At 68.8% G+C, this 17,657-nt stretch carries 20 protein-coding genes and 1 tRNA gene; 11 read left to right on the top strand and 10 right to left on the bottom strand.

Features of this window, described 5'->3' with window-relative positions; genetic code table 11:
- Nucleotides 1-2 precede the first annotated feature (2 nt).
- Genes OG817_RS27895 through OG817_RS27880 form a run of 4 tightly spaced genes read right to left on the bottom strand, consistent with a single transcriptional unit; the run spans nt 3 to nt 2,781 of the window.
- On the bottom strand, nt 3-590 hold the full coding sequence (locus OG817_RS27895) for a hypothetical protein (RefSeq protein ID WP_406047566.1): 588 nt from the start codon (nt 588-590) through the stop codon (nt 3-5).
- A gap of 4 nt (nt 591-594) precedes the next feature.
- Entirely contained in the window at nt 595-1,200 is a 606-nt protein-coding gene (gene rdgB, locus OG817_RS27890) for an RdgB/HAM1 family non-canonical purine NTP pyrophosphatase (RefSeq protein WP_406047565.1), read from the bottom strand.
- Nucleotides 1,197-1,913 carry a ribonuclease PH gene (gene rph, locus OG817_RS27885; RefSeq protein ID WP_131361811.1) on the bottom strand — a complete coding sequence of 239 codons (717 nt, stop codon included), beginning with the start codon at nt 1,911-1,913 and terminating at the stop codon, nt 1,197-1,199. Before rph ends, rdgB begins: the two co-directional genes overlap by 4 nt.
- Before the next feature lie 10 nt (nt 1,914-1,923).
- Nucleotides 1,924-2,781: an SGNH/GDSL hydrolase family protein gene (locus tag OG817_RS27880; protein WP_406047564.1), complete on the bottom strand. Its 858-nt coding sequence runs from the start codon at nt 2,779-2,781 to the stop codon at nt 1,924-1,926.
- A 162-nt stretch (nt 2,782-2,943) separates the two neighbouring features.
- On the opposite strand from OG817_RS27880, the gene OG817_RS27875 reads away from it, so the two are divergent.
- Both OG817_RS27875 and OG817_RS27870 read left to right on the top strand, forming a co-directional pair.
- Entirely contained in the window at nt 2,944-4,116 is a 1,173-nt protein-coding gene (locus OG817_RS27875) for a Gfo/Idh/MocA family protein (protein ID WP_406047563.1), read from the top strand.
- A 161-nt stretch (nt 4,117-4,277) separates the two neighbouring features.
- Nucleotides 4,278-5,126: an SAM hydroxide adenosyltransferase gene (locus OG817_RS27870; protein WP_406047562.1), complete on the top strand. Its 849-nt coding sequence runs from the start codon at nt 4,278-4,280 to the stop codon at nt 5,124-5,126.
- 2 nt (nt 5,127-5,128) lie between these two features.
- Here OG817_RS27870 and OG817_RS27865 read toward each other — a convergent pair.
- The 3 genes from OG817_RS27865 to bcp form a co-directional block, all read right to left on the bottom strand.
- Nucleotides 5,129-5,209 (bottom strand) — tRNA-Leu (locus OG817_RS27865).
- Nucleotides 5,210-5,262: 53 nt separating this feature from the next.
- Entirely contained in the window at nt 5,263-6,861 is a 1,599-nt protein-coding gene (locus tag OG817_RS27860; RefSeq protein WP_406047561.1) for a substrate-binding domain-containing protein, read from the bottom strand.
- A 365-nt stretch (nt 6,862-7,226) separates the two neighbouring features.
- On the bottom strand, nt 7,227-7,694 hold the full coding sequence (bcp, locus tag OG817_RS27855; RefSeq protein WP_131361816.1) for a thioredoxin-dependent thiol peroxidase: 468 nt from the start codon (nt 7,692-7,694) through the stop codon (nt 7,227-7,229).
- A 102-nt stretch (nt 7,695-7,796) separates the two neighbouring features.
- Between bcp and OG817_RS27850 the strand changes: the two genes are divergently transcribed.
- The 3 genes from OG817_RS27850 to OG817_RS27840 all read left to right on the top strand — a co-directional run bounded on the left by OG817_RS27850 (nt 7,797) and on the right by OG817_RS27840 (nt 9,522).
- Nucleotides 7,797-8,840, top strand: a complete 1,044-nt coding sequence (locus OG817_RS27850) for a glucose 1-dehydrogenase (protein WP_406047560.1) — start codon at nt 7,797-7,799, stop codon at nt 8,838-8,840.
- A 77-nt stretch (nt 8,841-8,917) separates the two neighbouring features.
- A complete protein-coding gene (locus OG817_RS27845; protein WP_396395416.1) occupies nt 8,918-9,187 on the top strand; it encodes a DUF3618 domain-containing protein in 270 nt (89 codons plus the stop codon).
- 41 nt (nt 9,188-9,228) lie between these two features.
- Nucleotides 9,229-9,522, top strand: coding sequence for a co-chaperone GroES (locus OG817_RS27840; protein ID WP_360453437.1), 294 nt, complete (start codon nt 9,229-9,231; stop codon nt 9,520-9,522).
- Here the strand turns inward: OG817_RS27840 and OG817_RS27835 are convergent.
- The 3 genes from OG817_RS27835 to OG817_RS27825 form a co-directional block, all read right to left on the bottom strand.
- The gene (locus tag OG817_RS27835) at nt 9,519-10,628 is read right to left on the bottom strand and encodes an amidohydrolase family protein (protein ID WP_406047559.1); all 1,110 of its coding nucleotides are present in this window, start codon (nt 10,626-10,628) and stop codon (nt 9,519-9,521) included. The two genes, OG817_RS27840 and OG817_RS27835, sit on opposite strands and share 4 nt — an antisense overlap.
- Nucleotides 10,615-11,694 (bottom strand): FAD-dependent oxidoreductase, encoded by a 1,080-nt coding sequence (locus tag OG817_RS27830; RefSeq protein WP_406047558.1) that lies wholly within the window; start codon nt 11,692-11,694, stop codon nt 10,615-10,617. Before OG817_RS27830 ends, OG817_RS27835 begins: the two co-directional genes overlap by 14 nt.
- A gap of 70 nt (nt 11,695-11,764) precedes the next feature.
- Nucleotides 11,765-12,142, bottom strand: a complete 378-nt coding sequence (locus OG817_RS27825) for a DoxX family protein (protein WP_406047557.1) — start codon at nt 12,140-12,142, stop codon at nt 11,765-11,767.
- 86 nt (nt 12,143-12,228) lie between these two features.
- Between OG817_RS27825 and OG817_RS27820 the strand changes: the two genes are divergently transcribed.
- The 6 genes from OG817_RS27820 to OG817_RS27795 all read left to right on the top strand — a co-directional run bounded on the left by OG817_RS27820 (nt 12,229) and on the right by OG817_RS27795 (nt 17,630).
- Entirely contained in the window at nt 12,229-12,699 is a 471-nt protein-coding gene (locus OG817_RS27820) for a MarR family winged helix-turn-helix transcriptional regulator (RefSeq protein WP_406047556.1), read from the top strand.
- Between the two features lie 43 nt (nt 12,700-12,742).
- Nucleotides 12,743-13,351, top strand: coding sequence for a TetR/AcrR family transcriptional regulator (locus tag OG817_RS27815; RefSeq protein WP_396395411.1), 609 nt, complete (start codon nt 12,743-12,745; stop codon nt 13,349-13,351).
- A gap of 6 nt (nt 13,352-13,357) precedes the next feature.
- Nucleotides 13,358-14,257, top strand: a complete 900-nt coding sequence (locus tag OG817_RS27810) for an alpha/beta fold hydrolase (RefSeq protein WP_406047555.1) — start codon at nt 13,358-13,360, stop codon at nt 14,255-14,257.
- A complete protein-coding gene (dapC, locus tag OG817_RS27805; RefSeq protein WP_406057527.1) occupies nt 14,257-15,357 on the top strand; it encodes a succinyldiaminopimelate transaminase in 1,101 nt (366 codons plus the stop codon). Before OG817_RS27810 ends, dapC begins: the two co-directional genes overlap by 1 nt.
- A 69-nt stretch (nt 15,358-15,426) precedes the next feature.
- Complete coding sequence (locus OG817_RS27800; RefSeq protein ID WP_406047554.1) at nt 15,427-16,797, top strand: M15 family metallopeptidase; 1,371 nt, start codon at nt 15,427-15,429, stop codon at nt 16,795-16,797.
- 185 nt (nt 16,798-16,982) lie between these two features.
- Nucleotides 16,983-17,630 (top strand): hypothetical protein, encoded by a 648-nt coding sequence (locus OG817_RS27795; RefSeq protein WP_406047553.1) that lies wholly within the window; start codon nt 16,983-16,985, stop codon nt 17,628-17,630.
- Nucleotides 17,631-17,657: the final 27 nt, after the last annotated feature.

The following is a 17,657-nucleotide window of genomic DNA, read 5'->3' as shown; positions in this document are numbered from 1 at the left end:
GGTCAGTCCAGGGCGTCCAGGTACGCCGTGCCGCGGGGGCTCAGTTCGTAGCCGACTTCGAGGCTGTGGGTGAGGCCCAGGTTCTTGAGTTTGCGGACGTCGAGTTTGAAGGGGGCCGTCTCGCGATTGAGGGAGGCGGCCAGGTCGGCGGCCCGGGTGGCGGGCTTGGACTGGATCAGCCGCAGCGTCTGGGTGGTCCAAGCGCCGTGGTGGCTGAGCTCGTCGAAGCGGGCCAGCCGGTTCGTGAGATCGGCGAGGTCGTCGGCGGTCAGCTCCGACTGGGCCGCGAGCTCCTCGCGCGGGTCCGGCCCCTCGACCAGGTGGAACTTGATCAGGAACGTGGGCCAGTCCTCGTTACCGCGCAGCCGCCGGCGGACGTCCTTCGCGTTGCGCCGGTCCGCGTCCGCCACGTCGGCGTCGCTGTCGGCGATCAGCTCCGGGTTCACCTGGCGGACGCTGTCGATCTCGATCCGGCCGGCGTTGGTGCGGTAGATCCGCCCCTCCGCCACCCGGGGCTCGGCCCACCGCCGGTACGCCGCGGTGATCTTCCCGTCCGCGACCCCGTCCCGGTCCGATCCGGCGAACAACATGGTCCTACCCTCCCAACGCCTTCGCGACGATCGGGGCCAAGGCACGCAACGCCTTGCCCCGATGGCTGATCGCGTCCTTCTCCTCGATCGACAGTTCCGCCGTCGTCCGGTCGTACCCCTCGGCCTGGAACAGAACGTCGTACCCGAAGCCGCCGGTGCCGCGCAGCTCGCGGATGACCGACCCGCGCATCTCACCGAGCACCAGCTCGTCCTCCTCGTCCGGCCGGACGAACGCGACCGCGGCGATGAACGACGCACCACGCCGCTCGTCCGGCACATCCTCCAGCTGGCCGAGCAGCAGCAGGTTGTTCGCGTGGTTGTCCTTGGCCGGTCCCGACCAGCGCGCCGACAGTACGCCGGGCATGCCGTTCAGCGCGTCGACGCAGATGCCGCTGTCGTCGGCGATCGACGGCAGCCCGGTCGCGGCCAGCGCGGCGTGCGCCTTCAGCAGCGCGTTGCCCTCGAACGTCGGCTCGGTCTCGGCCGGCTCGTCGTACGCCGGTACGTCGCCCAGCCCGAGCACCTCGATCCCGGGCACGATCGGGGTCAGGATGCGACGCAGTTCCTCGAGCTTCTTCTTGTTGTTAGAGGCCAACAGCACCTTCGTCACGCGAGTGCCTCCAGCTGCAGCTTGGTCAGCTCCGCGCATCCCGCCGTACCGAGCTCCAGCAGGCTGTCCAGCTCGGCGCGGTCGAACGGCGCACCCTCGGCCGTGCCCTGCACCTCGATGAACTTGCCGTCGCCGGTCAGCACCAGGTTCATGTCCGTCTCGGCCCGGACGTCCTCCTCGTAGCAGAGGTCGAGCATCGGGGCGCCGTCGATGATGCCGACCGAGACCGCGGACACCGAACCGGTCAGCGGCTCGCTCTTCAGCAGCTTGCGCTCGCGCAGGTACGACACCGCGTCCGCGAGGGCGACGTACGCGCCGGTGATCGCCGCGGTCCGGGTGCCGCCATCGGCCTGCAGTACGTCGCAGTCGAGCAGGATCGTGTTCTCGCCGAGCGCCTTGTAGTCGATCACGGCCCGCAGCGAACGCCCGATCAGGCGGGAGATCTCGTGGGTCCGGCCGCCGATCTTGCCCTTGACCGACTCGCGGTCCGAGCGGGTGTTGGTCGCCCGCGGCAGCATCGCGTACTCCGCGCTGACCCAGCCGAGACCAGAACCCTTGCGCCAGCGCGGTACACCCTCGGTCACACTCGCAGCACACAGCACCCGGGTCCGGCCGAACTCGACCAGCACCGAGCCCTCGGCGTGGTCGAGCCACTTCCGGGTCAGGGTGACGGGCCGTAGTTGATCCGGGGTACGTCCATCGATACGCGCCATGCGTCCGACCCTATGCCTCCAGACGCTGGACCTCCGCATTGGACGGGCGCAGGGCACTGGACGAACCGGACGGACGCAGGCCACTGGACGGGCGAACCTGGGTGACGGCCATCCGGGCAGCCCACGGCACCAGGTCGTTGGCCCGGCGGCCGAGCCACGGAACGCCTTCCTTGACCCTCCAGAGCGTGTCCGCCCACCGGCTCGGTGCGACCCCGGCACAGTCCAGATCCGGAGGTACGTCGATCGGCAGCCCGCGCCGGGCCAGTTCGTCGGCGAACGCCCGGGCCAGCCGCCGGTGACCGCGCTCACCCGGGTGCAGCCGGTCGATGCTCCAGAAGTCCCGGCGGTACACCTCCGGGTAGTCGGCCATGTCCAGCCGGATCCCGCCGAACTTCGCGTGCAGGTCGTCGTACACCTGGTTGACCTGCTCGATCCGCTGCCACAGTGGGCGGCGCAGCCACGCCGGCAGACCGAACACCTGGCCGTGGTCGTGGAACCTGACCGTGAGCAGCAGTGCGCCACGGGCGGTGAGTTGCTCGGCGCAGTGATCCAGGCAGGCACGGATCCGGCCGGAGTCGAAGTTGGATCGCAGAGTGTCGTTGACCCCGACGATGAGCGAGGCGATGTCGATCGGACTGGTCGTTACGGCTTCGGGCAGCTGCTCGGTCGCGACCAGGTGCACGGTGGCCCCGCTGGTCGCGAAGTTGGAGAACGTCACACGGTGGGAACTGGCCAGGGAGTCGGCAAGCAACGAGGCCCAGCCCCGCCACCCTTCACCCGGGCGCGCACCGGCACCGGACAGGTCGGTCGTACTGCTGCCGTTCATCGGGTCCCCGACACCTACGGTGGTCGAGTCCCCCAGTGCCACGTAGTGGAGGCTCACATTCCGCCATGGTGACGGCACGGAGCGAGACTTCGGTGTTTCCTGGATGACCAACGCATCAATTCCAGCTGGAGGACGGGTGATTGAAGGACGCAACTGCTCGGAGTTACTGTGCTTCAAACAACTATGTGCAGGAGCTGCTTGCTGATGACTGATCTTCGGTTTGGCTTGGTGGGACTCGGGGCCCGTAGCCGGCTCGCGCAGTACGCGCACACCCCGGGCGAGGGTTCGGCGATCGTGGCAGTGGCCGATCCGGCCGCCGCGCAGCGAGACATCGCACTGGAGCGGTTCGCCGGCGCGACGGCGTACGCGGACCATCTCGGACTGCTCGACCAGAAGCTCGACGGCGTCTTCCTGACGACGCCCGACGACCTGCACGAGGGTCCGGCGATCGACTTCCTGCGGGCCGGTGTCTCGGTGTTCGTGGAGAAGCCGCTGGCCATCACGACCGAGGGCTGCGACCGGGTCCTGCAGGCGGCGTACGAGAGCGGCGCGCGCCTGTACGTCGGGCACAACATGCGGCACATGCCCGTCGTGCTGACCATGCGGGAGCTGATCCAGTCCGGCGCGATCGGCGACGTGAAGGCGATCTGGTGCCGGCACTTCGTCGGCCACGGTGGCGACTTCTACTTCAAGGACTGGCACGCGGACCGCCGTCGTTCCACCGGCCTGCTGCTGCAGAAGGGTGCCCACGACATCGACGTGATGCACTGGCTGGCCGGCGGCTACACCACGCGCGTGAACGCGATGGGTGCGCTGACCGTGTATGGCGGTATTGAGGACCGGCAGGACCGATCGGAGCAGCGATTCGGCGACTTCGTCAGCGACGACAACTGGCCGCCGCTGGAGCAGAAGGGCCTGGCGCCGGTGATGGACGTCGAGGACCTCTCCATGGTCAACCTGGCGCTCGACAACGGGGTCCTGATGACCTACGAGCAGTGCCACTTCACGCCGGACTATTGGCGCAACTACACCGTGATCGGTACGCACGGCCGGCTGGAGAACTTCGGTGACACGTACGGCGGCGTGGTGAAGGTCTGGAACAGCCGCCGGTCCGGGTACCGCGAGGACGCCGACCAGGTCGTTGAGATCCCGGGCAGCTCGGACCACCACGGTGGCGCCGATCCCCTGCTGGTGGGCGAGTTCATCCGCTTCGTCCGCGACGGCGGCGAGACGCTCACGTCACCGGTCGCCGCGCGGGCCGCGGTCGCTGCCGGGTACGCCGCCACCACGTCGCTGCGTTCGGACGGCACCCCGATCGACGTCCCGCCGCTGGACCCGACCCTGGTCAGGTATTTCGACAACGGCCAAACGCGGTGAGCTAAGCTCCTGGTCGTGACCTGGTACGCCGCACTGCGAATGCTGAGCCCTCGATGCGGAGGACTCTAGCGGCGTAGGCGCATGTGCTTGCAGCGAGAGGCCCCCTGTGTCGGGGGCCTCTCTCTTTTTCCCAGCTGCCTGCACATCCTTGGAGAGATTCGATGTACCCGATCACCTATGTCACCGACTGTTTCGGCGGCAACGCCCGCGCCAGACTCAGCACCCGGATCGGCGCCCTGTTCGGCCAGTCGCCGACGATCGTGGCCGCCGACGGGCCCGATCCGGAGTCGTTCGCCGCACTCACCCTGCTCGACTGTCTGAGATCGACCGAGTCCTTGGGGGCGGACGGCCATCCGACCATCACGCTGGTCAACATCGCGCCCCGCGACGGCGAGTGGCCCAACGGCGCCGCGTTCTGCTTCTTCAGCTACGGCCGGCATCTGGTCGCGAGCACGTTCGACGCGCGCACCCTGTCCTTGGTACGCCGTGAGCTCGGGATCGATCGGGTCCACGTGACGGACATCCGCGAGGTCGTCGAGGCGGCGCGCGACTGGGCCGAGTTCAGTGCCGAGGAGCTCGAGAGGATCGCCGACACCCAGTTCCGCAGCCTGTGGTACCTGCCGCTGCTCGCCAAGTGGCTCACCGACGGCCACGCCGTCCCGTCGACACCGACCGCCGTACCCGTGCTGGATGACGCCGAGCCGACCGTGAGCGTCGTCGACAACTTCGGCAACTGCAAGCTCGACTGCGGTGCCGCCGCGATCGGGTTCTCCATCGGGGCATCCATCCCGGTCGCCGGCCGCACTCAGGACGGCTCGATCACCCTGACCGAGGTCGGCTGCTACCGCCACCTGACCGACGTACCTCTCGGCGTCGCGGGTCTGATCCTCGGCAGCTCGGGCACGGACTTCGTCGAACTCGTCATCCGCGGCGGCTCGGCGGCGTCCGCCTTCAACCTCCGCCCGGGCGACTCACCACTGCGCAGTACGCCGGCCGAGTACGCCGCCTGAAGTGCCAGAGGCGGGACTCGAACCCGCACGCCCGGGGGCACCGGCACCTAAAGCCGGCGTGTCTGCCGTTCCACCACTCTGGCTGGGGTGCAGCGCTGCTCCCCTCGGAAAGACATCCTAGGGGAGCAGCGTCCGGTCAGCGGCTTTGCAGGGCGTCGATGAACACCGTGCGCAGGTCGCCGGGGTTGCGGGCGACGTACGACTGGCCGCCGGTGGCCTGGGCGAGTTTGCGGAGTTCCTCGGCGTCCGCGTCCGGGCCCATACCGAGTGCGATGATGCGGACCGGGCGGGCCGGGTCGCGGAGGCCTTCCAGGGTCTGGATGGTCTTCTCCAGGGTCGGGCTGCCCGGGTCGTCGTTCTTGCCGTCGGTGAACAGCAGGATCGAGTTGACCGCGCTCGAGTCGTACTGGTTCCGGACCGCGCGGACCGCCGCGATCGCGGTGTCGTACAGACCAGTGCCGCCGTTGGCGACCGCGTGCTGGATCTTCAGGTTGGCCAGGATCTTGCCCCGCTGGCCGGACGACAGCGGCGCGATCGGGACGAGTTCCTTGTAGTCGCCGCCGTCCGAGCCGATCCGGGTCGAGAACGTCCACAGCCCCAGCGAGGCGCTGTCTGGGAACAGCGACAGACCGCCGCTCGCCGCCTCGATGGTCAGCTGCATCCGGGACTTGCCGCCGACCTGCTCCGCCATCGAGCCGGAGACGTCGATGACCGCCAGCGAGTGGGTGGACAGCGACAGCCGGGTCCAGTTCTGCAGCGCCTTCTCGATCGCCTCGCCGGTCGGCTTGGTCAGCTGGGTCAGGTCGCCGACCCCGCGGCCGCCGCTGAGCGGGCTGAACAGTGCGTCCCGGAAACCGGCCTGGTCGCGGGCCTGGCTCGACGCGTCGGACAGCAACTCCGCCGCGAGCGCCTTGCCGGCGTCGGTGATCGTCTCGGCGTCGTCCTTGGCGGTGACCACCATCGGGTAGTCCAGCGCCAGCGTGCCGGTGGCCGGCATGATCGCCTTCAGCTGGGCGTCCGGGTGCTCCTCCTGGTACTTCACGAAGCTCTGCTCCGACGCCGGTACGACGACCTTGCTACCGTCCTGGTCCGCCCGGCCGAACAGTGCGTTCACGTCGGAGTACGGCTTGGCCATCGAACCGAGTCGCTGCGCGAGCGGCACGATCACCTGCGACACCTGGGTGTCGGAGGCGGAGGTCTTCTGCCGCTCGGACTGCACTGCGAGCAGCGCGAGCGCACCGGGCGAGGTGTTCAGCGGGTCCAGCAGGGCCGGATCCGAGGCGCCGAGGGCGCGCAGCCAGGACGACGTGTCGGCGAAGTTGGCGCCCCGCCCGACCAGCACCAGCGGCGAGGTCGCGACGGACGGTACGGCGATGCTCGGGACGCTCTGGCCGTCGTCGGCCTGGGCCACCCACAGGGACGAGTCCGGCACCCACAGGTCGGGCCGGTTGTCGCTGCCGCTGGCGATGTCCCGGGCCACCTTGGCCGAGGGAGCCCCGCTGATGGTGAACTGCAGACACGGAGTTCCGTCGTCGCCCCCCTTGCCGGCCACCGACTTGGCCGCGGCCTCCAGCGAGGGCTGCATCTCGGGTGTGGTGCTCAACGAGACCTGCGTCGGGTCGTCACACGACTGCCCGCCGAGGAACCCGTCGGCGCCGGACTGCGATCCGAAGGAGCGGACCACAAAGACGGCGCCCAACGACACCACCAATAGCCCGACCGCAGTGATGTACACCGAACGACGGTTGTTGTTACTTCGCGTCACCGCAGAGGAATGTTTTCCCATCGCGGCAGGTCCCTCCCTCCCAGAGGCTGACTGCGCGCGCAGATTACCCGCTTTCGGCTGGTCAGGGCCAAGGTCGGAGTACTTCTTGACACACCCGGGGGTAGACCGCAACCGAACGCCGGTGGTCCTGGGAGTACCGCTCTTTCGCAAGAACACTCAAAAAGTCACCGACGGTAGTCCTGTCACTCCGATCCGGTGAGATCGGGGTGTGATCCAAATCACACCGGAGACTTTCCTCAAACGACCGTTCCATGGACCATCGCCGTGAAACGGTCGAAGGTTTCCCTGCGCGGAGTGGTCTGGACCGGCCCGGATCAGAGGCCGAGATCGCGGCGGAGCTTGGCGACGTGACCGGTGGCCTTGACGTTGTACTGCGCCACCGAGACCTTGCCCTCGGGGTCCACCACGAAGGTGGAGCGGATCACGCCGGTGACCTTCTTGCCGTACATGGTCTTCTCGCCGAAGGCGCCGTACGCGGTCAGCACCTGCTTGTCCGGGTCGCTCAGCAGCGGGAACGTCACGCCGTCGCGCTCGCGGAACTTGGCCAGCTTCGCGGGCTTGTCCGGTGAGATGCCGAGTACGGCGTACCCGGCGGCCTGCAGCGAGTCCAGCGAGTCGCGGAAGTCGCAGGCCTGCTTGGTGCAGCCGGGCGTCATCGCGGCCGGGTAGAAGTAGACGATCACGTTCTTCCCGCGCAGGTCCTTCAGTGCGACCTCGTTGCCATCGGCATCGGGCAGGGTGAAGTCAGGTGCGACATCGCCGACGGACAGACGTTCGGACATCAGGCCCTCCAGGGGAACGGGGTGAACTGCTCGCAATCGTACGTGGGCGGGGAGCCTGAGTGGCGACTTGCGCGGGCAGGGGCCGCGGGGTGGAGTTGGCGCATGCGGGCCATGACAGTCATACCGGGGAAAGCCGACTCTGCGAAGCTCGGAGAGGTCGCGGACCCGCCCACCTCCGACGGTTCCGTGCTGGTCGAGGGGTTGCTGACCGGCATCTGCGGGACGGACATCGAGCTGGTCTCCGGAGCGTTCGGCAGCGGGCGGCCGGGCTCGGATCACCTGGTGATCGGACATGAGTCGCTGGGGCGGGTGCTGGAGGCGCCGGCGGGTTCTGGCTTCGCAACAGGCGATCTGGTGGCCGGTGTGGTCCGCCGCCCCGACCCGGAGCCCTGTCCGGCGTGCGCACGCGGTGAGTGGGACTTCTGCCGCAACGGTGAGTACACCGAGCGCGGCATCAAGGAGATGGACGGGTACGGCGCCGAGCGGTGGCGGGTCGACCCGTTCTTCGCCGTACCGATCCCGGCAGAGCTCGGGCACCTCGGCGTACTCGTGGAGCCGGCCAGTGTGATCACCAAGGCCTGGGAGCAGGTCGATCTCGCCGGTCGGCGGTCCTGGTTCGGGCCGCAGCACGTGCTCGTCACCGGGGCTGGGCCGATCGGACTGCTGTCCGCCCTGATCGCGACACAGCGCGGGTACGACGTCCATGTCCTGGACCGGGTGCCGGACGGGCCGAAGTCGGAGCTGGTGCGAGCACTCGGTGGCACCTATCTGACCGACCTCGCCGAGCTGAGCGTCGTACCGGATGTGGTGATCGAGGCGACCGGGGCCGGGCAGGTGGTGTTCGACTGCGCGAAGCTGCTCGCGCCGGCCGGGGTGATGTGCCTGATCGGGATCTCGCCCGGTCCCGCGTCGATCGACGTACAGCTGGATGCCCTGATCCGGCAGTTGGTGGTCCGCAATGCCGCGCTGGTGGGTTCGGTGAACGCGGGCAAGCGGCACTACGCCGATGCCGTCGACGTGCTGCTCGCCGCGGACCGGACCTGGCTGGAGCGGCTGATCACCCGGACCGTGCCGCTGTCCGACTGGCCGAGCGCGCTGGTCCGCGAACCGGATGACATCAAGGTGGTCGTGGACTTGCAGGCCTGACCTGCGAGGATGGGATGTACGCAGGGCAGGCCCGGCCATCCCGGGGCTGGCCCGACGAATGAAGGGAGCGCCGACAGGTGTCGGACACGAAGGCGAAGGCTCGGACTGCCGAGCAGATCGAGGCGGACATCGCCGCCACTCGGGCGCGGCTGGCCTCCACGGTGGACGAGCTGGTCGACCGGGCGCACCCGAAAAACCTGGCCAAGCGCCAGGTCGAGCACGCGAAGGCGCAGGTCTTCGACGAGCGTGGCCAGTTGCGGACCCAGAAGATCGTCGCGGTCGGTGGTGCCGCGGTCGGCGTACTCGCCGTCCTGCTGCTGATCCGGCGGCTGGTGGGTCGCCGGTGACTCCTCGCAAGAAGCTCTCCGACGACAAACTGCCTATCCGGATGCTGCACGACCGCGTCCTGGTCTCCCTCGAGCAGGAGGGCGAGCGCAAGTCGTCGGCCGGCATCCTGATCCCGGCCACCGCGCAGATGGGTCGCCGGCTCGCCTGGGCGAAGGTGGTCGCCATCGGGGCCAATGTCCGCACCGTCGAGGTCGCCGACCGGGTCCTGTTCGACCCGGAGGACCGGGCCGAGGTCGAGGTCCGCGGTGACGACTACATCCTGCTCCGCGAGCGCGATCTGCACGCGGTCGCGGCCGGCCGTCTGGAAGACGGCCAGACCGGCCTCTATCTCTAAGGCAGCCGGTAGAGCCGCCGGGCGTTGTCACGACCCCACAGAGCGGCTACGCGTACGGCGTCCTCGGCGGACCAGTCGTCCTGCTCGACGAAGCCGCTGAGCACTGACGTGACGGCCCGCCGCCACAGGACAGCGCCGAGGTAGTGCAGCTCTGCCGGGCCGAACGCGTCCGAGGAGTAGAGCAGCTTGCCGAACGGCGCCAGCTCCAGACCTTCCGCGACCACGGCCGCCGCCCGCGCGCCGACGTACATGGTGGTCAGGCCCAGGTCGAAGTACACGTGGGGGAAGACGTGTGCGAGGTATCCGGCCTCGCGGTGGAACGGATAGCAGTGCAGCAGGGCGACCTGCGTGCCGAGTGGCTCCACCTGGCGCAGCCACTCGGTCAGCAGTAGTGGGTCGGCGGTCCGCAGGTTCAGGTCGGTGTCGCCGAAGCCGACGTGGAGCTGCAGCGGTAGGCCGCGGCGTGCACCGATCCAGAGCAGCCAGCGCAGGAGCACCGGGTCGGTGACGCGGTCCGTGCCTGCGGAGTACCAGCGGTCGAGTGCGGCCAACACCTCTTTGGTGTTTGGCTCGGCCGGGTCGAAGTCGAACCCATGCCGATACGCGACGATGCTCTTCAGCCCGACAGCACCGGCAGTCCGTTTCTCCAGCCGCCGTAGAAACGCATCCGGTACGGCGGCAACGGTGGACTCGTGTGCGGCGACGTACTCGAGCTCGGACTCCAGCCGGACGACCTCATGCGCACGCGAGCCGCTCAACGCCGCCAATTCGTCCACACCGGTCACTGCGTCGGCTTGGTAGCCCGTGTCGACGAGGTAGTCGCTGACACCTGCGGCGTCGAGGAGCAGGGTGTTCGGATTGTGCTGCGCTCGGGCCGCGAGGTAGTCGTCGGGCGACGCGTGCGGCTCCAGTCCGAGCAGCGGAGCGCAGTACCGGCGGATCGCCAATCCCAGTTGGGAATCGAAGGTCGACAGCCACGGCGGGACCGGCCGGTCCGACTCGGTGATCAGCCGCTCGAAGGCGGTCCGGTCGAGCGGGCCTTTGACCGCGCCGTGAACATGGTGGTCCACCAGCGACAGCTCGGCGATGTGGTCAGCGAGGGACATTGTGGCTCGCCATCCGGAATCGCGACGGTACGGCGGCTGCACCGGTCACCAGGCCACGCACGAACTCACCGACCAGCGGTACGAACTTGAAGCCCTGCCCGCTGAACCCGACGGCGACCGTGATCGGTCCGGCCCGGTCGATGACGAAGGTGTCCGACGGGGTGTTGTCGTAGAGGCAGCTGATCGTCGTGGACCGCGCTGTGTCGAGTCCCGGGTACCACTGCTCGACGTGGCGGATCAGCTCGGCGTCCCGCCCCGGTTCCGGCGCGAAGTCCCGCGTGTCGGGGTCGACTTCCGGACCGGAGCCGTGCAGTCCGACCTTCACTCCGGTTCCGGGCTCGAACAACCCGTAGCTGTTGCCGTTGTGGTTCAGGAAGCTCGGCCAGTCCAGGCCATCCGATGTCGGTGCGAAGAACCGCGGCTGCTCCTGCGTGCAGATGATCGGTGGCAGCGGCGCGAGTCCTGTCAGCAACCTCGGAGCCCACGGACCGGCCGTCACCACGACGTGCTGCGCCCGCACCGCCCCACCTGGTACGTCGAGCTCCACGAAGCTGTCGTGGACGCGCAGAGCGTGCACCGGCGACTGCACGCGGAACTCTGCGCCGTGCCGGCTTGCGACCGTCTGCAGTGCCTTGACGGTGCGGTCGGCGTACAGGCGTCCGGAGCCAGGCTGGTGGAGGACCGGTGTCTCGAAGCGGAACCCCGGCCACCGTTCGGTCGCCGCCTCGGCTGTCAGCACCTCGCCGGTTGCCGCATGCAACGACCGGAACGCCTCGACGGTCGCGTCGTCCACGCCGAAGTCGATCCCACCGGTGACCTCGAACAGCGTCTCGCCGGACTCCGCCTCCAACTCACGCCAGAGCGGCCGCGCCTGCTCGGTCAGCCGCGCGAGGTCGGCGTTGTCGGCAGCCGGCCGGAACAGCCGCGTGCCGCCGTGCGATCCACCGCGTTCGTGCCCGAGCGTGAACTGCTCCAGTACGACGACCTCCCGCCCGTCAGCCGCCAACGCGCGAGCCGCCGCCGACCCCATCGCCCCGGCCCCCACCACCGCCACGTCGTACGTCATTGCCCACCCCTCCAACCGGCGTCCTTCGTCCGGTTGGGTCCTATCTTCCTAGAAGTTGGTGGGACTCTTCCTAGAAGCTGTTGGGGCCGAAGCGGAAGACGGCGAGCAGGACGGCCAGGATCAGCACGACCGCGTTGAGCGGGAGCACCTTCCACTCCTTGCGGCGGGCGTGGGTCACGATCGCGCCGGCCATGATCACCGCAAGCCCGACCGCGGCCAGCGGGACCAGGATCGGTGCGATGTCGAGGGCACCGGGCAGGATCAGGCCGAGTGCCCCGAGCACCTCGGCGGTGCCGATGAGCTTCACCGTGCCGGCCGAGAAGTCCTCGACCCACTGCATGTTCGGGTTCGCGAGCAGCCTGCGGCGCGACTGGCTCAGTTTGGTCGCGCCGGCGGCCAGGAAGAAGGCGGCCAGGACCCCCGCGACGATCCACAGAAAGACGTTCATGTCCCACTCTCAGTGATGAGTTGACGTTTCAACCTAAAGCTAGCGCGGGTGACTTGAAGCGTCAACTAAGGCCGTAGACTGGGGTCATGGGGAGTGAGACGCGGTGGCTGGAGGCCGACGAGCTGGCGGCGTGGAAGTCGCTGTCCACGCTGCTGTTCACATTGCCGGGCGTGCTCGATTACCAGCTCCAGCGGGACTCGGCACTGAGCCATTTCGAGTACCTCGTGCTCGCCGGTTTGTCGGAGTCGCCGGAGCGCTCGCTGCGGATGAGTGATCTGGCCGGGTTCGCCAACGGATCGCTGTCGCGGCTGTCGCATGTGGTGAAGCGCCTGGAGCAGCGGGGCTTCGTGACCCGTCGACCGGCCGAGGACGACGGCCGGATCACGGTGGCGACCATCACCGATACCGGCTACGACGTCCTCGTCGCGGCCGCTCCCGGTCATGTCGCGACGGTCCGCGAGTACGTCGTCGACACGCTCACGCCGGCACAGCTCGCCGAGCTCAAGACGATCGCCGACCAGATCCTCGCGAAGGTGGACCCGGGCAAGGCCTGCTGAAAATCCCTTGCCGAGAAGTGAACGGTCGTGCTTTTATCGTCGAGTGGGCAAGGGCGAGGAGACCCGCGCCGCGGTGCTGGACGAGGCTGCGCGTGTGGTCAGTGCAAGCGGCTTGAGCGGTCTGACGATCGGCCTGCTGGCCGATCGGATGCAGCTGTCCAAGAGCGGCCTGTTCGCCCACTTCCGGTCCAAGGAGCAGTTGCAGGTCGCGGTCGTCGAACGAGCAGTGGAGCTGTACGCCGAGCGCGTCGTCCGGCCGGCGCTCAAGGCTCCGCGCGGTGAGCCGCGGCTGCGGGCGTTGTTCGACCGCAAGCTCCGCTGGGACGACGGTGATCTCGCCCTGCCGGGCGGCTGCTTCTTCGCCAGCGTCTCCGCCGAGCTGGACGACGCACCGGCCGGCCCGGTCCGCGATCTGGTGGTCAGCGCCGAGCGCGATCATGCCGAGCTGATCGCGAACGTCTTCCGGACCGGCATCACCGAGGGACACTTCCGCGAGGATGCGGACCCCGAGCAGTACGCGTACGACATCAGAGGTGTGCTGCTGTCGTACCACCACGCCAGCCGGCTTCTGGCCGACCCCAAGGCCGAGGACCGAGCGCGCACCGCCTTCGAGGCACTCCTCCGGGCCGCCCGATCCGACCGTGTGGAGTGACTTGTCGTGGCCAAGAAAAGCACGAACGTTCGGTTGCTGAATCTCGTCTTCGGGCTGTCCGAGCGCCTCGCACCACCGGTCGGCACGGCCTTGCTCAACCGGCTGTGGTTCCGCATCCCCGCCGTACCGGAGAAGGTGCGGCGGCCGCGGGGTGAGCTGCCCACACCAACGCCGTTCGAGGTTGGGACGCTGCGCGGACTGTCGTACGGCGAAGGTCCGGCGGTCTATCTCGTCCACGGTTGGGGTGGGTGGGGGTTGCAGTTGGCGGCGTACATCCAGCCGTTGGTCGACCAGGGCTTTCGAGTCGTCACGTACGACGCTCCGAGCCACGGCGATTCGGCTCCCGGGCCAGAAGGCAGCTCCGCGTCGACCCTCCTCGAGATCGCCGACGCGTTCACCGCGGTGGTTGCCGCGCAGGGACCGGCGTACGGCGTGATCGCGCACTCGGCCGGTGCGACGGCCACTGCTCTGGCGCTGCGGGACGGGCTGGACGTCGAGCGGCTCGTCTTCGTGGCGGCAGCGACCGACTTCGCCGTGACACTTGATCAAATGCAGGCGGTCCTCGGTTTCGGGCCGCGGATCCGGCGTGGGTTCGAGCGCAGGTTCGAGGCGCGCTTCGGTCCGATGAGCTCGTTCCGGACGGGCGCGATCGTCGCCGAGATCGCCGCCGGCCGGGCGCTGCCGCCGTTGCTCCTGATCCACGATCGCTCCGACGCGGAGACGTCGTACCAGGGCAGCGCCGACTTGGCCGGGGACTGGCCGGGCGCGCGGCTGGAGACCTCCGAGGGACTCGGGCACCGGCGGGTGCTGCGGGACCCGGACCTGGTGAAGCAGGCGGTCGGCTTTCTCGCGGAGCGGGCGCCCGGCGGCGGCGCGGGCTCTGGGCGAGAGATGATGTGGGAGTGATCTTCGAGACCTCCAGCCGGCTGCCAGACTTCCCATGGGACAAGCTCGCCCCCTATAAGCAGAAGGCGGCCGAGCATCCCGACGGCATCGTCGACCTGTCCATCGGCAGCCCGGTGGACCCGGTGCCGGACCTGGTGAAGAAGGCGCTCGCGGACGCGGCCGACGCACCGTCGTACCCGACCACCATCGGTACGTCGACCGCGCGGCAGGCTGCTGTGGACTGGATGGCTCGGCGTCTCGATGTCACCGGAGTGGACCCGCAGACCGGCATACTGCCCGTGATCGGCACCAAGGAGCTGATCATGCTGCTGCCGACGCTGCTCGGCATCGGCGCCGGTGACACCGTCCTCATCCCGGACCTCGCCTACCCGACGTACGAGGCCGGCGCTGCGCTCGCCCGTGCGACCTGCGTGCCGGTCAGCGATCCGACGACGTACGACGGGCCGGTGCGGGTTGCCTACTTGAACTCGCCGCGGAACCCGACCGGTGAGATCACCTCCGCGGACGACCTGCGCCGTGCGGTCGAGTGGGCGCGGGCGAACGACGTACTGCTGGTCAGCGACGAGTGCTACCTCGAGTTCGGCTGGGACGCGCGGCCGCTGTCCGTGCTGCACCCGGACGTGTGTGGTGGCAGCTTCGACAACCTGCTCGCGGTGCACTCGCTGTCCAAGCGGTCCAACCTGGCCGGGTACCGCGCTGGCTTCGTGGCCGGCGACGAGACGGTGGTGACCGAGCTACTTGCCGTACGCAAGCACGCCGGGCTGATGGTGCCGTCACCGATCCAGGCCGCGATGGCTGCTGCCTTCGCCGACGACGCGCATGTGGAGGAGCAGCGGGCTCGGTACCTGCGCCGCCGGTCCGTGCTGCGGGACGCGCTGACCGACGCGGGCTGGGCCATCACCCTGTCCAACGGTGGGCTGTACCTGTGGGCCGAGCACCCGTCGTACGACGCCTACGGCTCCGTCGGAGCGCTCGCGGACCGCGGCATTCTGGTCGCTCCAGGAGCCTTCTACGGTACGGCGGGGGAGCGGCACGTGCGGGTCGCCCTGACCGGCACGGACGAGCGAATCGACGCCGCAGTGAAGAGACTGCAGGACTAACAGAACTTTCACGTCTTGTGCGACGTCCTCTTCAGTGGGTAGATAAATCCCTGGGGAGGGGACGTGCACATGAACATGTGGCGATCTGTCGGGGTGGCGGGGACTGCTGTGGTGCTGGTGCTGGGGTTGCTCCCGGCCGGAGCGCAGGCAGCCGACGAGCCGACGCCTGAGGTGACGGGAACGACTCCTGCGGTCACGCCGCCGGCTGAGACACCACCTCCACCACCGACCGCTGCGGTGGAGGAGCCGACGCCGACTCCCACTCCCGCGGTGGAGGAGCCGACGCCGACGCCGACTCCCGCGGCGGCGCCGGAGTGGTCGATCACGTTGAACCAGCCGGCTGCGTCGTGGGAGGACCGGCCCGTCGTGTTCACCGGAGCGATCAGCAAGCCGATCACCGGTTCCTACATCACACTGTGGCAGCGCGTCTCGACCACGTGGGTCCTCCGTGGCGCGACCCGGACCACGACTGGCGGGGTCTACAAGTTCAGCTTCGTCTCGCCGTACCCCGGGACCTGGGCGTTCCGCACCATCATCGGAGCGAAGGACACGACGTCGCTGGCGATCTCGGCGGCCCGGACTGTGCCGATCCAGGACCGCAAGATCGTGGTCAACACCCCGGCCCCTTGGTACGCGACGCTGACCGGTGCGTCCGTCAGCGGGCGAACCTGGCCGCCCGAGCCGGGCAAGGAGCTCGCGCTGCAGCAGTACGTCGGTGGCAGGTGGCTCGCACTGGGCATCACCACGATGGACAAGTGGGGCAAGTACCTCTTCCGCGTGCCGGACAACGTGCCGTCGACCCGGACCGTCCGGGTGCTGAGCCGGTGGGTCAGCCAGCCGGCGATGGAGTACTCCGCCTCGGTCAAGATCGTGGTCAAGGCGCACATGAACCCCAAGGTGTACGCCGTCTCGGCCGCGATGGTGCCGTACACGTACCGGGCCGGCTGTCCGGTCCGGCCGTCGTCGCTGCGGCTGCTGCAGCTGAACTACTGGGGTTTCGACCGCACGGTGCACCGCGGTGAGCTGATCGTCCGGGATGCCGCTGTACAGAAGATGATCACAGCCTGGACGGCGACGTTCGCGGCCAAGTTCCCGATCCGGCAGATGCGGCGGGTGGACCGGTTCGGCGGCAGCGACATCAGGTCGATGGAGGCCGACAACACCTCGGCGTTCAACTGCCGCCGCGTCACCGGCAACCCGTATGCGTTGTCGCCGCACTCCTATGGCTGGGCGATCGACATCAACACCGTCGAGAACCCCTATCTGGCGGCGAACAACGTCTGGTACCCGTCGAACGGGAGCGCGTACCGGAACCGGTCGGTGTCGCGGCCGGGCATGCTCTTCGCCAGCAACACTCCTACCAAGGCGCTGATCGGGCAGGGGTACTTCTGGGGTGCGCGCTGGAGCAAGCCCGACTACCAGCACTTCGAGCCGAAGTGAGAGCACTCACTGGTGCCGCGGTGCTCGCTGGTGCTGCGGTGATCGCGCGTACTGCGGTGCTTGCTGGTGCTGCGGTGCTTGCTGTGGTGCTGGTGGGCTGCAGTGCTGACCCGCCGCAGCCTCAGGCTGCTGGGACGCCCCAGCCCACCAGCACGCCTATCCCGACGCTAGGTGGCACCGTGCCGGTGCCTACGAACACCCTGAGCACGGTCAAGCCGACGGATGCCGCCGTACCGCCGGAGCAGCCGGAGGAGGCGACCGCACCGCCGCCTGCCTCGGCTGGTCCGCTCAGTGCTCGCAACCTCCCGGCGCCCGCCAAGCTCGGGGCTGGTTGGAAGACGTACGTCGACCCGGGTGGTGCTGAGGCGGGGTTCCTGGGCAACAAGACCTGGACCCGGCAGCGTGAGCCACACCAGGCGGCGTTCGAAGCGCTCCCGGTTGGCTGTGCTGGGCAGCTGCCGTCCGGGTCGCTTCCGGTGCCGCAGTACGCGCTCCAAGCGACGTACCGCACCGCCGCTGGGCTGCCTGCAACGGCACTGCTCCTTCGCTTCACCGGTGCTGAGGAGGCTGCCGCCTACTACCAGGGCTACCACTCCCGCATGACCGCGTGCGGGAATGGCGGCGACCTCTCCGTCACCCAGCTCTGGACCGAGGACGCCGCCACAGCAGCCACCCGCCAGTACGCCGGAGCCGAGTCCTACACCGACATCTCAGTAGTCCAAGGCCGCACAGTCGCCCTCCTGGCCGCCACCGCCACCACCCCACCCCCCACCCAATCCACCTGGTCCCACACAGCCACCCCCGCCCTCCAATCCACAATCGACACCCCCTGACCCACCCGCCGTTCGCAGAAGTTGTAC

This window comes from Kribbella sp. NBC_00889 (assembly GCF_045207705.1).
Taxonomy (GTDB): Bacteria; Actinomycetota; Actinomycetes; order Propionibacteriales; family Kribbellaceae; genus Kribbella.
This window is presented reverse-complemented; position numbering and strand designations above follow the sequence as displayed.

Coding starts and splice junctions, on each gene's coding strand:
- OG817_RS27895 (WP_406047566.1), bottom strand. CDS start 590: ATGTTGTTCGCCGGATCGGACCGGGACGGGGTCGCGGACGGGAAGATC.
- rph (WP_131361811.1), bottom strand. CDS start 1,913: ATGGCGCGTATCGATGGACGTACCCCGGATCAACTACGGCCCGTCACC.
- OG817_RS27875 (WP_406047563.1), top strand. CDS start 2,944: ATGACTGATCTTCGGTTTGGCTTGGTGGGACTCGGGGCCCGTAGCCGG.
- OG817_RS27870 (WP_406047562.1), top strand. CDS start 4,278: ATGTACCCGATCACCTATGTCACCGACTGTTTCGGCGGCAACGCCCGC.
- bcp (WP_131361816.1), bottom strand. CDS start 7,694: ATGTCCGAACGTCTGTCCGTCGGCGATGTCGCACCTGACTTCACCCTG.
- OG817_RS27850 (WP_406047560.1), top strand. CDS start 7,797: ATGCGGGCCATGACAGTCATACCGGGGAAAGCCGACTCTGCGAAGCTC.
- OG817_RS27840 (WP_360453437.1), top strand. CDS start 9,229: ATGCTGCACGACCGCGTCCTGGTCTCCCTCGAGCAGGAGGGCGAGCGC.
- OG817_RS27835 (WP_406047559.1), bottom strand. CDS start 10,628: ATGTCCCTCGCTGACCACATCGCCGAGCTGTCGCTGGTGGACCACCAT.
- OG817_RS27830 (WP_406047558.1), bottom strand. CDS start 11,694: ATGACGTACGACGTGGCGGTGGTGGGGGCCGGGGCGATGGGGTCGGCG.
- OG817_RS27825 (WP_406047557.1), bottom strand. CDS start 12,142: ATGAACGTCTTTCTGTGGATCGTCGCGGGGGTCCTGGCCGCCTTCTTC.
- OG817_RS27820 (WP_406047556.1), top strand. CDS start 12,229: ATGGGGAGTGAGACGCGGTGGCTGGAGGCCGACGAGCTGGCGGCGTGG.
- OG817_RS27800 (WP_406047554.1), top strand. CDS start 15,427: ATGAACATGTGGCGATCTGTCGGGGTGGCGGGGACTGCTGTGGTGCTG.